Source organism: Paenibacillus taichungensis (assembly GCF_050994985.1).
Lineage (GTDB): Bacteria > Bacillota > Bacilli > Paenibacillales > Paenibacillaceae > Paenibacillus > Paenibacillus taichungensis.
The window spans coordinates 2,982,156-2,998,632 of record NZ_CP194720.1; the positions used below are offsets into that span (position 1 = coordinate 2,982,156).

Sequence of the window (16,477 nt, forward strand, 5' to 3'; positions counted from 1 at the left end):
AAGGATGTCGCATAATTACAATGATGCTTTTTTATATTTTGACCGATTGCGATAATCAATTGCTGTAGGGAAAACTTCCGCTGTTCATTCGGCTTCCTTGAGTTGCAGTATAAAATATGGAAAAAAAGCTGTTCTATATTCATGGTTCCCTCCACGCACATATCGTCTAGCTGTATGATTCACTCTTCCGGTTCACCTGTTCAGAATTTCCAAAGAGTAGCAAGTTTAATATACAGGGAATTCAGCTGATGATGGCTTCTCAGTTGATTTATTCAATCCTGTTTGTGTCGAAGATAAATCTAAAAGAACAAAAAAACAAGCTGTCTCCAATTCAAATGGAGTGCAGCTTGTTTCTTCAATTTATTAATTCTGTTGTTCGCTAAATTAAATCAGGTAATATTCACGCCACCACTTGCATAGCCGACAACGGTATTCACGAGTGTGAGTCCGGTAGCCGTCGCCGAGAACACCAACAACAGACGAGTCTGTGCAGTCACAGGGATAGCCAATCCAGTTGTAATACCATTGGAGATGCTGCCCAATGCGATAATACCTGTAAGTGGAGGTGCCAGTGTCACGACAGCTCCTGGAACAGCTGTAAATGCATTGTTTGGCGTAGGTGAGCTGAATAGTTGCGCTGTAATGGTCAACGTTGAACCGATCAAAGATAAGGCTGCGGTTGTGCTAAAATACGCTGCAATGGAAGTTATAACACCATCCCTTGGAGCCGAAAATGCAAAGTTAATGAGTGGTCCGACTACCGATCCTGTTAAATCAATGGTGCCTCCCACCAAGCTGATTCCCGTTGCCGAGCTACCGAAACCAATCAGACTTGTTGTACCAACCAATCCACCAACGATCGTAGTCAGAATGGCTGGACCACCAGAAGCAAATGGAATGATGGCTCCCGAACCTGTAGCTCCTGTTACGCCAGTAACACCAGTTACGCCAGTGATTCCGGCTGTTCCTGTTGCTCCTGTGCCACCTGTCACACCAGTCACACCAGCTATTCCCGTCGCTCCTGTACCACCGGTCACACCAGTTACACCAGCTATTCCCGTCGCTCCTGTACCACCGGTCACACCAGTTACACCAGCTATTCCTGTCGCTCCTGTGCCACCAGTGGCTCCGGCCAATCCTGCAGCTCCCGTATCGCCAGTTACACCAGTGACCCCAGCTGTTCCTGTTGCTCCAGTCACACCGATGGCTCCGGCTGCACCAGGATCTCCAGTGGCTCCCGTAACACCTGCTGCCCCAACAGCACCTGTCGCCCCAGTCACACCTGTTGATCCTGTTGCTCCTCCTGCTGGACCTGCCGCTCCCGTAGCTCCGGTTGCCCCAGTAGCTCCGTTTAGACCAGCTGCACCTGCAGGCCCTTGGCTGCCCGCAGGGCCAGGGTTACCCTGTGATCCAGCTGGGCCTACCGTTCCTCGAGGACCTGCAACACCTTGAGATCCGGCAGGACCTGCAGGGCCTGCTGGTCCTGCGGGTCCCGCAGGGCCCGGAATCCCTGAGTTTCTAAGTGCGTTGGCAAGAGCTACCTCTGCTGCTCTGATCGCAATGACCAATTGATCTTTGTCCGCAGAATGGATGCATTCCTGTAAAACAACAGACAACAGCGAATCAAGCAATTGCTGCAAATTGGTGCCTACACTTATTGGAGAGAATGGAATGACCTCCGCTGAAGCAATGGAAAGTTCCAAGGCAGCTTCCAGGCTGGCCTTGTTTCCTTTCTTTAATTTCAAATGATGAACCAAAGCCAGCAACTTGCGTAGAATTTCAATCAAAACAGAAACATTAACCTGAGTTGGATTAGCAAATACCTGTACTATGGCAGCTCTCAATTCGCCAATCAATTTGAGAATTAAATGGGCTTCTTCCCCAATACCTGTGAGATGTGATTCTCCTCCACCTTTTCTAAAGCCGCTTCCGCCGTGCACACTGCGTTTCTTGTATTTCATATTCCACAATCTCCTCCTTGGGAGCCTTGTTAATGTCCGCAGGTCGGGCGAACATCACTTGCTTGATGTCAACAATATATTACCAACATCAAACTTTGTGATGAATTCACCTAAAATTATTGCTATTTAATTAATTCAATTTGTTAAACGACCATCGTTGTGCATCTGTACCATTATCATTCCATTGCTGGATTGCAGCCCCATCTGCCGTTGATGAGCTCGACACATCTACTGCCAATCCATTCACCTTTGAAATGATTTTATAGTAACCATTACCAGCATCCTGGATGCTCCATCTTTGGGCGTTAGAGCCGTTATCATCCCATTGCTGGAGCTGCACGCCTGGTGATGCTGTTGAGTTAGGCACATCCAGAACTTTTCCGCTGTGAACAGCCGTGAGTTTATAGAAACCATCCCCTGTGCTGTCGACTCTGAACGTTTGGTTGCTCGCACTGTAGTTGGTCCATTGTTGTACTTTGGCTCCACTTGCCGTGGATACATCCACGATATCCAACACTTTACCGCTTGCTTTGGAACCGATCGTATAGAGGCCTCCGCTGACAATGTTCGGTGTACTCGCTGCTTGATATACCCGCACATAATCCACCAGCATTTGTGATGGGAAAGGTGTCGCATTATTAGGACTGCCAGGCCAATTCCCACCTACAGCCATATTCAACAGAAGGAAAAACGGACGTTGGAACTCCTCGGTGTTGCCTGTTCCATTTTCAATGTAAAACTCATTGAATTGTTTGCCATCCACAAACCATCTTATATATTTGGAATCCCATTCGATGCTGTATACATGAAATTGGGAAAAATCAAGATTCTCCGATATCTTTCCATAATCGGCATGCCCGTTCGCATCCCAATGAACGGTACCGTTTACAAATGCATTATTGTTGACCCGCTCCATAATGTCGATCTCTCCGCTCTTAGGCCAGCCGACAGAATTAATGTTGCTTCCCAGCATCCAAAAAGCAGGCCACAGCCCCTGACCGGACGGCAGCTTGATGCGTGCTTCAACTTTTCCGTAAGTAAAATCCTTCAAGCCTTGGGTTTTGATTCGTGCGGAGGTATAGCTGCTGCCATTATAATTTTCTTTGCGTGCAGTGATGACCAGATTGCCACCTGTAACTTGCAGGTTCTCGGTGCGATTCGTATAATACTGCAATTCATTATTTCCCCATCCGCTGTTGCCGGTACCAATCTCCGCAGACCAATTCGACGTATTCAGAGAGCTTCCATTGAATTCGTCACTCCACACCAGATTCCAATTGGTTGCTGCGTTTGTCGTCGTGCCTGGCAGTAAAGCGATTAGGAAACTGAACAGCACCAGCGTACTTACGATTTTTCTCTTTCTCAACAATCTTTTCCCTCCCCATATTAACGGACTGATTCTGAACGGGGATACCCCATTTTTCTCAATCCGTAACAACGTTTACATTAAATGTATTCTGCATGTAGCTCGATTATTTCTAACTGCGAACGGGATATACAATGGACAAGACGCCCTTCTTCAACCCGTAAACGAGTGTAATCCATTACAGAATCGCACAAAGAATAGGACTATAACCAGTACGTATTACTGTTGGTTATAGCCCTTCGATCTCATTTCTTAATCCAGTTCTAATTTAAATACGACGGGTGAGCCGCTATGCACGTTCCTTGTCGTTATCGTCAAGAACTCTTCAGACCTGCTCCATTCCGGTTGTTCGTCGAAGCCCAATACTTGAATATCCCTGATCAATCCATGGAAATGATGAGAGTTTTCCTTCAGCGAACGAATATGAACGATCCCATTCTCCGGGTAAGCCATAACCGTGGCATAAAGGCAGCTTTCTTTTACAGTGAAACGAATGTCCTCACTGGTAAAGATCTTGGTCTCGCCATCTGTAAATTGCCCTTCCTTCACCTCGGTCGGCCCTTCCCCATACGTCCGCCAGAACGTCGTGTCATAGATCGCCTCCCCATTCACTTCCAGCCATTGACCTATAGCGAGCAAAATATCTCTGTCTTCATCCGGGATGCTGCCATCTGCTTTCGGTCCAATATTCAACAGCAGGCTACCATTTTTGCTCACAATGTCAACGAGGTCCCTGATGATCTCATCCGCTGTTTTATAGTTATTGTTTTCTGTATAACACCAGGAATTTTTGGCGACAGCCGTATCGGTTTGCCAGAAATACGGCTTCAAATCGGCGAATTGTCCGCGCTCCACATCCGGAACGGCACAACCAAGCATAAAAGCATCATGTTTATAGTTAATCGCTACCGGAATGCCCCACTCTTCACCTTTGTTATAGTAGTAGGCACTGAATTTTTTCAAGTATGGTTTAAACGCCGCCGTCTGGATCCACCAGTCAAAATAAAAAACGCTCGGCTGGTACTGATCCACCAGTTCACAGCAACGAATCAACCAATCTTCCAAATATTCATCCGTTGGAGGGGAGCCATATAAGTCATGATGATCCGGTTCTGGCATGGCAGGCCAGTAGAAGTCCCCACATCTGAGCGGCTCCTTGATATCTGAATCGAAGTTTTTTCCATGAGACATGAAAAACCAATGTTCAGCGCGGTGTGACGAAACACACAAGATAAGACCCTGCTTCTCATACGCGACCTTCATCTCACCCAGCAGATCACGTTTGGGTCCCATTTCAACTGTGTTATAGTGAGAGAAGGAGCTTTTGTACATTTGAAAGCCATCATGGTGTTCGGCTACAGGCATCACATAACGGGCTCCTGCCTTTTTAAAAAGCACAGCCCACTCATCTGCATCGAACTTCTCTGCTCGGAACATCGGAATAAAATCCTTATAGCCAAAATCCTTCGGATGGCCATAAACACTAAGGTGATGTTCATAAGCTTTGGAGCCCTCAATATACATATTTCGTGAATACCACTCACTATCATAAGCCGGGACCGAGTAAAGGCCCCAATGAACGAAAATACCGAACTTAGCGTTCTGATACCACTCGGGAACCTCGAATGCGCTAAGGGAATTCCAATTGTCCTTATACTTCCCTTCGGCAATGGTCTCTTCGATCTGTTGCAAATATTCATTTTTATCCATAATCATTCTCATTCCTTCCGTTATCATATCCACTTGTATTGTAGTGGCATGATCCGCGGATAGACATGCAGAACGTTAACTTTAGGATGGACAATAATAACCTTTGTAGGGAGTTGAGGATAATGAATCATAAGAACTTGCTCACGAACCACTTATCCAATCTGCAGGTTGATTTGTTCATGGTCAACTTCAATCGCTGCGATACGGATTGGAGGGACCTTGATTACACTCCCGATTACAGCAAATTTTATCTGATCTGTGAAGGCGAGGGCTGGCTCAAGATTGGTGATCAGGAGTATTACCCTGCACCGGGACAGCTTTTTTTAATGCCTGAGGGGGTTACGCAATCTTACTCAGCCATCAGTGATCGTCCTTTTCTCAAATACTGGTGTCATTTCAGTGCGAGAGTGGGAGGCATCAACCTATTTCAAATTCTTAATTTCCCCCACTTCTGTACATCGGATCGGCCCGAGCTGATACAGGAAATATTCAACAGCATTCTTGACTACGCCCGATCAGGTGAAGTCTATGCGCATATGATGGCAAAAAGCAAGTTAATAGAGCTATTGTCACACTACATTATGCATCTGGATCAGGAACAGATTAGTTATATAAATGTGTCTGTTATGGAAAAAATCTCTGCCATACTGGCCTATATCGATTCCAACATTGAAGAAAACATTTCTGTACGGGATCTGGCTCAGATTGCCTACATGCATCCCAATTATTTTATTCGTTTTTTTAAACAGCAGATCGGCGTACCCCCCATCCACTATATTGCTAGCAAAAAAATGGATAAGGCAAAAGAACTTCTGACCTGTACGTCAAAAACAGTCACTGCCATTGCCGAACACCTTGGGTTTAGTGACTTATATTATTTCTCAAGGCAATTTAAAAAGCATACAGGTCTTAATCCAACGGAGTACCGCAAACAAATCATAGGAAGAACAGTGAAAGAGATGATCGATTGCCCACAGCCAAATGAAACGGAGCTCCACAAGGGAACTCCATTGTCATAACTTGCTGCGCTTTCCCGCTCTTTGCTCAACTACTCTTTTGACCTCTCTCAAGTAGGCGTACCCATAATCGTCATCCGGTTCAAGGTACGCTCCTTCCGCCCACTCATTCCATGCGTTGACGAACAGGAAGCCACTCCTGTTCAATTCCTTGGCTCTCGCTATCTGTCGCGATAAATACAATCCGAATTTTTCAGGTGTTGACCCTACTGTACTCTGTCCATCAATCGATCGGCGCGGCGTATTGTCCCAATTTACAAATGCACCAGGATATACGACCTCCCCGTTTCGGTGCGGTGTTCTTTCGAGAATGGATGACCATACTTTATCGTAATTCACCACAATGTGCTTCTGCCCCTTGATGTCCAGTTCAATCCATATTCCATTCATGTGACCATGCGCAAACGTATAGTGGGGCTCAAATTCCATGCTAGCGTCAAAGACAGGAGAATTAAATGTAGGAAAACCGCCTATCGTCTGCACAAAATGGATACCCTCCAGCCCGTTTTCTATCGCAAGCCTACGCCAATAATGAATCATTTCCTGACATCGAGGGATGCTGGCAGGCCGATAGATCAAAAATAGCGGTTTTCCCTCTACACAGATGTATCGTTTATCCTTAAACGCTCTGACCAGATAATCGAAATGTTCTTTCCAATCGCTCTCATCCCCGTAGTCTTGGGAAATAAGAATATCCTCTTCGCGCCCGTCCCATTTGCGTGTCCATGTTTCATTGGCCCATGACAAACAAAAAGGGAAATTCGGTTCTCCGCTGTCCAAAATCTCATCAAACGGTTTCTCAAGCAATCGTTTGCCTTTAAACCAGTAGTGATAATAACAAAATCCGTATATTCCATAGTTTTTGGCTGTCTCAGCCTGCCATTTGCGCACCTTGGGATCTGTTAAATCATAGTAGTTCTGATGCAACGGCTTCCTGGGTTGCAAATGGCCCGGATACAGGGGGATTGTTTTTTTTACATTCGTCCATTCTGTAAATCCGTTTCCCCACCACTTGTCATTCTCCGCAATTTGATGAAATTGGGGCAAATGTAACGCAATAAGCTTCAAGTAGGACTCCTCCAATTAAAAGACATAATTCATTGGAAAATAATATTCATAAGTTGCAAACATTTATGAAGGTAGGATTGATTGTACTTCATATAAGAAAGTGCCTGGGAGGCAGCCAATCTTCGTTGTTCCACATGGTCCCAATAATGTCCAAGCTTCTGTACGAGTTCTTCAATGGTTGCATAGCGTTGGAATGCATCCGTGTTCTCAGGACCACTTGAGGCAGCCGAAACAAGTTGAAATGTGCCGCATGCCGCTACTTCCATGATTCGTCTCGCGGATGAGTTGTCCTGAACAACAAGTTTGCTGCCGTTGTACAACTTTTCCCGAAGCTCATGAGGTTGCACAGGCACAAATGCACCGAAATCCTTCCAACCCTCTCCCTCAACTCGCACTTTTTTATCCCATAACCACGCATGATTGGCAAGAGCGTACAGACAGCTACCAGGATGTGCATCCCCAATGATATAGACATCGGACTCGTATTCTCTTCCCACCACCTGTGGACAGAACACTGTGGGATTCGGTGGAAAAGGAAGTTCATGACATGAGACATTCCCCATATGCTGATCGGAGGGAATGTCAGCGAAATTCTGTGTAAAAACATAATCAAAAAAAGGGATGATCGATTCCATCTGTTTTAGATCCGACTGATCCGACAGCCAAATTGCCTTTTTGGCTGAGGATGCGCTCATTGCTTCCAAATTCTGATTCGATAGAACATCTTCTCCATGCAGGACTAGAATCAAATCTAATTGCTGTCCTGAAGTGTGATCTGCCACTGGCTGGATCGTTTTGATCTCATTGACATGTTGGACCAGATGCCTCAAGCTCTGTTCAATCAAAATAGAGTTCGCAGAGCTCTCTCTTTCCATAGCAGGAGTTATCAGGAGAACATTCAACTGTTTATATTGAACACGGGGAGAATCTGAAACTGCTCTGCTGTCTTTACTTTCCACGGTCTGTTCCTTGCCGTCTTGAATTATTTTCATAAGATGCTGCTGTAAGTCCGATTGCTGCACAACCAGATGATGCTGGATTGATTTGAGTTTACGGTTCAATGTTGCGTTTATTTGTCTAAGGTACACCTTATTGGGATGCTGGACAGTGCGCCGATTCTTTCGGGACTTTGTTGGCGTACTCCTCCTTTTTTTGATGACCATACCCTCCCATCACGAAACGGATTGATTCTCTTTGCCTACAATATGCATCTGTCTTTGGCTAGGTTTCTATCGACTGATTTTTAGGTGTTTAACTACTCAAAGATGGGCTTCATCCGTGTCTTTAAATGTGCCACAACCCCGTGTCCATCCGGTTCTTGTCCTCATAAAATATATTAAATCAGATAGGAGTTGATATGATTGCCAACATTCGATAGCATTCTTGTCACAGGAAACCAGACCATTAATCAGGATTTGCAGGTGAACGGTAATGAAACGATTGGATTGGACCTGCAGGTGAACGGAGACCAGACGGTTGCTGGCAGTTTGCAGATTAACGACAGCTCCTCCATTACAAATCATCTAGGTGTAGGTGGGGTTATCGAGGCGGGCGACAGTGTAAAAGCAACGACGCAGTTAATGGCCATGAATCAGCCGACTCTTCCAGCTGCCTTGCCGCTTGTAAAGCAACTGTTATATTATAATCCCGGTGTACTTAACCAGCCGGGTCTAGTGTTAACAGGCACTAGTGGAAATAAGTATGTTCTGTTTATTGATGAGAGTGGAGGAACACCAAATCTAGCAATCCAAAGAGTATAGGCTCACTGGATGCAATATAAAAAGGCGATACTCTGAGTTAATTCTCAGAGTATCGCCTTTTCTTTCATTACAACATGATTACTCTTGGTTAATCAAAATGGACAAAGCACTTTTGGATTCGAGTTGGAAACTTAACAGTTCTTCTTCTCTTAGCTGAACCTGCACATTTCCTGTTTCTTCTCCGTCATTGAAAAGCACGAGAGCAATTGAACCGTCTGTATTTTTGAAGGCAACGGAACGAATGGATGCCTCATTGGAGGATGAGTCAATACGTACAGCTTTGGGACGAATTAATGCACTGAAATGAGCCAGAGCATAATAGTCCAGTGTATAGGTAAGCTCTTTCGTTTGCTGGTTAACCTTCACAATGCCGCGGCATGTACTTTTCCCGAAGCCAGGAACGGTAGGACCGTTGTTCTCATCCAGTGCCATATTCCAGAGCACAAAAGATTTGCTGTAATTGCGAAGAATCTCAATACCTGTTCTGATCACATTGGAGAAAGCTTGTTCGAATGGAGGGATCCATTCTCCTCCTGATCCTTCGGTGAAATGTACCTCTTTACCGGCAAAAGCTTCATACACCTTTGTTTGTGCCGAGGCTTCGCCCCCATACCAGTGCCAAGCGACTCCATCTACCTCTTCTGCCGCCTCATCAAGCACGGTCAGCGGGTAATCCGGACGATCCCAGTTGTGATCATAACAAAGGATTTTGGACTGAATGTCATTTCTGACCAAAGCCGGCTTGAGATGATTTTTGATAAAGTCTGCTTGTGCTTCAGCTGGCATTAACATGCCTGGATAATGACCTGGTTCATAAAGTGCTTCATTCTGTGGTGTTACTGCATGGATAGGCAATCCATGGGATGCGTAGGCTTGGATATATTTCACAAAATATTCCGCATATGCCGGATACCACTCATTTTTCAATTGACCTGTAATCATCGAGCCGCTTGTTTTCATCCAGCCCGGGGCGCTCCAAGGTGAAGCGAACAGCTTCAGCTCAGGATTTAACTCCAAAGCCTTCTGAGTCAAAGGAATAACATCCGCTTCATCGTGTGCGATGCTGAACCCGGATAATTCCGGGTCCGTTTGATTTTCTGGCAGATCATTATAGCTGTATACCGTTCTGGCATAGTCTGAAGCTCCCATCGGATTGCGGATGACCGACAATCCAATGCCTTCCTCGGGATGGAACAACCGATTCATGACTTCCGCTCTCTGCTCATCGCTTAATACCTGGTTAATCAGATAGGCAGATGAGTCAGTAAAAGATGCCCCGAAACCATCCATTTCCTGATATGTTTGCTGATCATCCAAAAAGATAGTCGTTGTCTCCAAGCCGGAGTCCTGCGATTTCAATTGATCCTGGGACACGGACACAAACAATGCATCTTCTCCCGTGGATTTGTACATTTTGAATTTCGTCATATGCTTTCCCTCCACATTCCTCTTATTGGATACCCAATTTCTCTTTATTCTGTTTCATTTTCTCACTACGAACCTTCAGGATTTCATCCCAACGATTTTCGCCTAAAAATGACTTGTAAGCGGCGAGTGCATTGTCAAAAGAGGCATCATCTTTGGCACGAACCATGCTTACCAAGGTTGAATTCCACTTGGCGTTGATCGCCGACAACGCACGTGCTTCAGGTGTTCCCTGATTTGGACTAATATTCTCCAGAATGAAGTGTGGTTTCAGTTTTCCTTTGCCCCACTCTTGCATTTGTTTAATCGCTTCCGGGAAAGCATCCGCACTCAGTGCTTTGTGACGGTCATGGCCAAAGAACATGAATTCACCCAACCGGTATTCCTTCTTGAATTTGTCAGCGTTGTGCAGTTGCAGGTCTTTCACAGCCGGGAGCAACTCAACCGTACCATCTGCATTCTTTTCATACGTCTCACCTTCGATACCATAGTTCATTAGAAGCTGACCTTCTTCACTCAGCAGGTACGTGAAGATTTGAATCGCTTTGGCTGGATCTTTGGCGTCTTTGGAGATGAAGTTGATCATCCACCCAGTAATACCGGATTGATTGAGCGTCGGTGCATTACCCTTGGTGCTTTGTGGTCCATCAATGGCAACATACTCTTTGCCTTCATTGGCACTCAGATAAATTTGCAGATTCCCACCCTGTTGAGGTGTACCATCCATCAGCAATGTTGCATATTTTCCGGATTTCACTTTTTCCTCAAAGGCCGTACCATCATCAGCAAAGCTGTCATCACTGATATTTCCGTCTCTATATACCTTATTTAAAGTCTTCAGCCATGTAAGATAATCTTCATCCTGATTGCGATCATAGAATTCTCCATTTTCAGTTTCAAGTGGCACACCAATGAAGTCTTGCAACACATCTCCGAGTGAACCTGTTCCTTCACCGATAGAGTTAAAACCAAATGGAATCAACGTTGGGAATTTTCCCTTGATCTGTTTCATCACATTTTCGAATTCCTCTGGCGTTCCCATGACAGGACTTCCCAAAGCTTCATACACATCTTTACGGATGATAAATGCTGTTTTGGCTGGGATGTTGCCGCTATCATAATCGGCTTGCGTATTAGAGTAGTTTGGATAGCCATACGTCTTGCCGTCAGCCTGCTGGAACCAGTTCAGGGTATCGGCAGCCGCAACTTTATTGAAGTATGGATCATATTTCTCCGCAAGATCGTTCAGCGGCATAGCCCAGGTTGCGGCTTTCTGTACCACAGGAGAGTTAGAGTCAAATACTGTCAGCAGGTCAGGCATATCTCCACCGGCAAAGAACGTATTCAACTTCGTGTCATCACCTGTAATGAATTTGATATTGATGTTCAGATCTTCCTTGATCTTCTTGGTTACAATGTCTTTACCGAAATCCGTGTTCCACCAGTCGGCATTAACGTACCAAGTTAGGTCTGTAGCTTCTTCCTTTTTATCCAGCTGCCAAGCTGGTTTTTCCGGATCGACTGTATAGCGATCTTCAATGGAAACCCAGTTCCCATCGCTCGAACCCCCTGATCCACTACTGCAGCCTGTAATCATGATCACCGCTGTCAGCAAAGCCGCGCACAGTTTGACTCCTTTTTTGCCTGCTGCCTTATTCATCTTGAACATATTGTTTCCTCCTTAAAGTTAGGTGAGAAATATTGAATAGAGCGAACTTTCGAGCAATAGATTTCCGTTACTCCTTAACTGCACCCAGCATCATACCCGAGATAAAGTATCTTTGAAGGACGGGATAGATTAGTACGATCGGCAGTGTTGTAATAACAATCGTAGCCAGTTGAACCCCTTTAGTCGTTGTTTCAATGACTGCCGAACCGCCGATATTTTGCATCGACTGCGTTTGGGACTGAACAATAATCTCGTACAGCATCATCTGTAATGGATACAGCGACTGATCGGTAATGTACAACTTGGTAGTCATAAAGTCATTCCATTGCCCAACCCCATTGAACAATGCAATGGTTGCCATCGCTGGCATGGACAGCGGGATGAAGATTTTGAGGAAAATATGCCAATCTCCTGCACCATCGATTTTGGCTGACTCCTCCAGGGAATCCGGTACATTCCGGAAGAAATTCATCAGAATGACGACATCATAGAAGCTGAACAATGCCGGAATAATGTACACCCAGAAGCTGTTGAGCAGGCCAAGTGATTTGATCAATAGGTACGTTGGGATCATTCCGCCAGAGAAGAACATCGTGATAACCCCCATGGCAACGTACAGTTTACGTCCACGTATATGCTTTTTGCTCAGACCGTAACCGACCATGGCACAGAAGAACACATGTGTAACGACTCCGATTGTTGTTTTGGATACGGAGATGAAGAACGCTTGCCAGATACTCGAATCGTTGAATACAGCTCTATAATTCTCCAGCGAGAACTCCGGTGACCAGAAGATGAACCCGCCTTCAGCCAAAGCCTTGCCTGAGCTAAAAGAAGAGATAATGACATTCCAGAGCGGAACCACAATAATGACAGTACAAATAGCGAGTAAAATAATATTTAAGGTATCAAAGATCCGACTATCGAGATCTTCTTTAGCCACCTTTCCATTCACACGGGATGCCTCCTTCTACAGCACAGATTGATTATCGTTTAATTTGCTTGTAATTTTGTTCGCGGTGACTAACAGAATAACGGACACGATCGAGACGCCCAGACCAACCGCGGTAGCATACGAAAAGTCACCCTGTGACATCCCCATACGATATACATACGAATTGATGACTTCTGCCTTGTCACGGTTTTGCGAGTTCATCAGAACGAGCGTCTGGTCCAGATTGGAACCAAGTAAACCGCTTACAGTAAGAATCAGATTAAGGCTAATGATCGACTTCATGTTGGGTATTGTGATATTCCAAATTTGTCTGAGACGGCTTGCACCATCAATTTTGGCTGCCTCGTAATACGTAGGATCAATCTTGGACATAATCGCCAAATACAGAATCGTTCCCCAGCCGGCCTCTTTCCAAATATCGGATAAGACTGCAATCCACCAATACTTGCCTGCATCCAGCAAAATGTTTTGCGGTTGCGAGATCACTCCCAAACTGAGTAGCAGCTGATTAAACAATCCTGTTGTTGAAAACCAGGTGATCAGCATGCCGCCCAGTACGATCCAGGACAGAAAGTGAGGTAGATATGAAACCGTTTGCACGAACTTTTTGAAACGTCCGCTATTTAATTCATAGATCATGATTGCCAGGATAATGGGAATGACGAACCCGATACCCAATTTCAAAAAGCTGATCCCTAGCGTATTCACTACGGCATCCCAGAAGTATTTGTCTGACATAATGATTCTGAAATTTTCCAAACCGACCCATGGTGCGCTAGACAGCGTATCAATAACGGTGTAATTTTTGAATGCAATCGTCAATCCGTATATCGGAATGTAACAAAAAATAATCATAAAAATGATGCCGGGTATAATCATCGATTGAATTTCCCATTGTCTTCTATAATCGATGACGAACTCTTTTACTCTTTGTCCGATTGGCTTCCTTCCCCCCGGTTTTATAGGCTTTTTACCGGTTGACGATGTCTCTACGGCTAATTTACTCACGCTCTTTTTCTCCCCTCCAACTTAAGCATACTTTCATAAAAACGTTTTTATTTTCCGACAAAAAAACCCCCTAATCTCAAATCAATAATTAAAAAAGACCGGAAATGATTACATCCGCTATGTTAAAAAATCACTCCGGTCCATCTTCACATGACTTGAACCCCGTATGATAAGTTCACCCGCCAATTTTTGTGAAACCCCATGTTCCTTCTTCTTAATCATGCGAACCAGGTGATTGATCGCCAGGATACCCTGCCTTGCAATCTGGTTTCTTACGGTACTTAATGGTGGGGAGAAATATTGGGCAATATCAATATCATCGAAGCCTACTACACTTACATCTTGAGGAACTTCGAAGCCATGAGACTTCAATGCATAGATGCAGCCGATTGCACTCACATCATTTCCTGCAAGAAAAGCATCAGGTAGCTTGGCAGGATGCAGATGAAGAAAAGATTTCACAGCACTATAGGTGCCCTCTTCCTCAAAATATCCCTGTAAGATGTAATCATCATCCAGCGGAAGCTGGTACTCACGCAAAGCAGCCAGATATCCATCTCTACGCTGATTACTGTCAAACATGGTGTCCACGCCGGATATGTATGCAATTTTCTTGTGCCCAAGTCCAATTAAATACTTGGTCGCTTCATAACCCGCTACATAGGAGTCAAAAATGACGCTTCCCATCGTATCACTCTGATAGACCCGATCCAAAAATACAGCCTTGATCTTGTCTTTCTCCATAGCGACAATATCCTGTTCATCAATTCGCAGCTCTTCGTAGATAATGACGCCATCCACACGCCGGCCCAGAATATTACTCATAATGACCTGCTTATCCTTGGTCACAAATACATTTAGTCCGTAACCTAGACGATCGCATTCACGAGACATGGATTCAACTAGCTTATAGAAATACGGACCCGACACACTTGTGGTAAAAAAGCCCAGCATCTTGGTTTGCCCGGATTTCAGCAGCTTGCCGTTCAGGTTGGGAACGTAATTTAAACGCTCTGCCACCTTCAGGACATGTGATTTGGTCTCCGGATTCAAGACATCTACGCCATTCAAGGCGTTGGAAACCGTAGAAATGGATACGCCGGCTTCCCTTGCAACATCTTTAATCGTAATCTTTCCCATAATTTTTTGGTCCTTTACTATAAAAACGTTTTTATATATTTTAAATTAGCATAAAACCGTTTTCAATACAACACTTTTTCTTTTAATTATTTTTCACATTCTTTTGCTTTAATGATGGCATGGTTGCTTAGCACCAAAATTAGAGACAGATATGCAAAAAAGCAGCTCAAATAGGAGCTGCCTTGAATCATGCTTCTTATTCCCCATTCTGGGTGTACATATAATGAATCTGCTGCACCTGCTCTTCCAATCGATCGAAGCGTACAAAGCGATCAGCTCGAATATATTCCTTCTGCTCCACCAACATAATCATCGTGGGTACTGTGAAAATAAGAAACCTGGACGCCACCTCTTCCACTTGGTTGGCATTGATGTGTGCCAGGTGCACCATCGGATAAGGCTCTAGTAACTCCCTAATCTTGGGGAGTAAGGCGTGACATACGCTACATTCTGGCCGAGATACATATAAAAAAACCAATTCATGTTGTTGAATCATCTCTTCGATCATTTCTATGGATGTTATGTCATTAATCTCTTTCATAAAGGGTCATCCCTTTCAGTCATTTCGCGAGTGTGTTGTACAATCTAGTTTATCACGAATGTCTAACTGTACAAATTTTGCGTTCCCCTAAACATTTTCTTTTCAAACACAGCCTATCTGCATTAAAATATAGTTGGAAGATCATCCCATATGAAAAGAGGTTATTGTATGAAAAAATCATTTGTTTTTCTGCTTACTGCCCTGATTGCCGTTATCTCCTTCTCCGCGTATGCACCTGTATCTGATGCCTCTGGTGATATTGGAGTTAGCCTGCTATCGGATCGTCAGCAAGGTACTGTAAAATAACGCGTTCGCACTCTTTCCAAAAAAAGAATTTGCACAGAAACGAGCAGGCGACCAGTTCGGATAACATCCGGAGTTGGTCGCCTGCTGTCATTGTTGTTCTTTTTTGCAAGCCTTACTTCCAGTCTCTCTTGCGAAGATAGGACTCGAATACAAATGTTCCGAAAGGCAATAAGCCTGCTACCAATCCCATGAACCAACGTGAAGCTTTCCACTTCTTCACAACAGCCAAATGCACAAGTGTAATCAGATATAGCGGAAAAAGAATACCGTGAATCATACCCATAATGGTTACTGGGGAAGACATATCGGCAAAATATTTTAGCGGCATAGTTATAAAAATCAACAGCAGCAATGATACACCTTCCCATATGCCTGCAATTCTGAATCGACCTGTGACTGTCTTCATCCTGTTCAATCTCACCTTTCCAGCGGCTAGTTTGTGAAATATGTAACTTGTTACAAGATGTTTCAAGTTGAAGCCACATAATTTGTAATAATGCAGCTTCTCTTGAAACGTCTTGTTCAGTATACCGCATGGTTCTGGTCCGGAAA

Annotated in this window: 15 protein-coding genes; 3 read left to right on the forward strand and 12 right to left on the reverse strand. The window is 44.5% G+C overall.

Translation table 11 applies throughout. The annotated features are described in order from the left end of the window. Positions 1-389: 389 nt before the first annotated feature. From ACR1R9_RS13300 to ACR1R9_RS13310, 3 genes are all read right to left on the reverse strand, one after another. Positions 390-1,961, reverse strand: coding sequence for an exosporium glycoprotein BclB-related protein (locus ACR1R9_RS13300; RefSeq protein WP_433923458.1), 1,572 nt, complete (start codon positions 1,959-1,961; stop codon positions 390-392). A 130-nt stretch (positions 1,962-2,091) separates the two neighbouring features. After that, a complete protein-coding gene (locus ACR1R9_RS13305; RefSeq protein WP_433923457.1) occupies positions 2,092-3,330 on the reverse strand; it encodes an RICIN domain-containing protein in 1,239 nt (412 codons plus the stop codon). 249 nt (positions 3,331-3,579) lie between these two features. Then, the gene (locus tag ACR1R9_RS13310; RefSeq protein ID WP_433948945.1) at positions 3,580-5,037 is read right to left on the reverse strand and encodes an alpha-L-fucosidase; all 1,458 of its coding nucleotides are present in this window, start codon (positions 5,035-5,037) and stop codon (positions 3,580-3,582) included. Positions 5,038-5,159: 122 nt separating this feature from the next. On the opposite strand from ACR1R9_RS13310, the gene ACR1R9_RS13315 reads away from it, so the two are divergent. After that, on the forward strand, positions 5,160-6,056 hold the full coding sequence (locus ACR1R9_RS13315; protein WP_433948944.1) for an AraC family transcriptional regulator: 897 nt from the start codon (positions 5,160-5,162) through the stop codon (positions 6,054-6,056). Here the strand turns inward: ACR1R9_RS13315 and ACR1R9_RS13320 are convergent. Both ACR1R9_RS13320 and ACR1R9_RS13325 read right to left on the reverse strand, forming a co-directional pair. Further along, positions 6,051-7,121 (reverse strand): glycosyltransferase WbsX family protein, encoded by a 1,071-nt coding sequence (locus tag ACR1R9_RS13320; RefSeq protein ID WP_433923454.1) that lies wholly within the window; start codon positions 7,119-7,121, stop codon positions 6,051-6,053. The two genes, ACR1R9_RS13315 and ACR1R9_RS13320, sit on opposite strands and share 6 nt — an antisense overlap. A gap of 29 nt (positions 7,122-7,150) precedes the next feature. After that, positions 7,151-8,113, reverse strand: coding sequence for a glycosyltransferase family protein (locus ACR1R9_RS13325; RefSeq protein WP_433923453.1), 963 nt, complete (start codon positions 8,111-8,113; stop codon positions 7,151-7,153). 369 nt (positions 8,114-8,482) lie between these two features. On the opposite strand from ACR1R9_RS13325, the gene ACR1R9_RS13330 reads away from it, so the two are divergent. After that, on the forward strand, positions 8,483-8,881 hold the full coding sequence (locus ACR1R9_RS13330) for a hypothetical protein (RefSeq protein WP_099854414.1): 399 nt from the start codon (positions 8,483-8,485) through the stop codon (positions 8,879-8,881). Positions 8,882-8,959: 78 nt separating this feature from the next. Here the strand turns inward: ACR1R9_RS13330 and ACR1R9_RS13335 are convergent, their stop codons facing one another. The 6 genes from ACR1R9_RS13335 to ACR1R9_RS13360 form a co-directional block, all read right to left on the reverse strand. Continuing rightward, positions 8,960-10,309 carry a glycoside hydrolase family 30 protein gene (locus tag ACR1R9_RS13335; RefSeq protein WP_310852876.1) on the reverse strand — a complete coding sequence of 450 codons (1,350 nt, stop codon included), beginning with the start codon at positions 10,307-10,309 and terminating at the stop codon, positions 8,960-8,962. A 22-nt stretch (positions 10,310-10,331) separates the two neighbouring features. Further along, complete coding sequence (locus tag ACR1R9_RS13340; RefSeq protein WP_433923452.1) at positions 10,332-11,975, reverse strand: sugar ABC transporter substrate-binding protein; 1,644 nt, start codon at positions 11,973-11,975, stop codon at positions 10,332-10,334. A 67-nt stretch (positions 11,976-12,042) separates the two neighbouring features. After that, the gene (locus ACR1R9_RS13345; protein WP_076288356.1) at positions 12,043-12,930 is read right to left on the reverse strand and encodes a carbohydrate ABC transporter permease; all 888 of its coding nucleotides are present in this window, start codon (positions 12,928-12,930) and stop codon (positions 12,043-12,045) included. A gap of 15 nt (positions 12,931-12,945) precedes the next feature. Then, positions 12,946-13,938: an ABC transporter permease gene (locus ACR1R9_RS13350; protein WP_218642251.1), complete on the reverse strand. Its 993-nt coding sequence runs from the start codon at positions 13,936-13,938 to the stop codon at positions 12,946-12,948. A gap of 117 nt (positions 13,939-14,055) precedes the next feature. Next, on the reverse strand, positions 14,056-15,078 hold the full coding sequence (locus tag ACR1R9_RS13355) for a LacI family DNA-binding transcriptional regulator (protein WP_433923451.1): 1,023 nt from the start codon (positions 15,076-15,078) through the stop codon (positions 14,056-14,058). Between the two features lie 196 nt (positions 15,079-15,274). Beyond that, positions 15,275-15,619: a thioredoxin family protein gene (locus ACR1R9_RS13360; RefSeq protein WP_433923450.1), complete on the reverse strand. Its 345-nt coding sequence runs from the start codon at positions 15,617-15,619 to the stop codon at positions 15,275-15,277. A gap of 168 nt (positions 15,620-15,787) precedes the next feature. On the opposite strand from ACR1R9_RS13360, the gene ACR1R9_RS13365 reads away from it, so the two are divergent. Beyond that, positions 15,788-15,925: a hypothetical protein gene (locus ACR1R9_RS13365; protein ID WP_175382695.1), complete on the forward strand. Its 138-nt coding sequence runs from the start codon at positions 15,788-15,790 to the stop codon at positions 15,923-15,925. A 112-nt stretch (positions 15,926-16,037) separates the two neighbouring features. Here the strand turns inward: ACR1R9_RS13365 and ACR1R9_RS13370 are convergent, their stop codons facing one another. After that, the gene (locus tag ACR1R9_RS13370; RefSeq protein ID WP_433923449.1) at positions 16,038-16,331 is read right to left on the reverse strand and encodes a DUF3817 domain-containing protein; all 294 of its coding nucleotides are present in this window, start codon (positions 16,329-16,331) and stop codon (positions 16,038-16,040) included. Positions 16,332-16,477 lie beyond the last annotated feature (146 nt).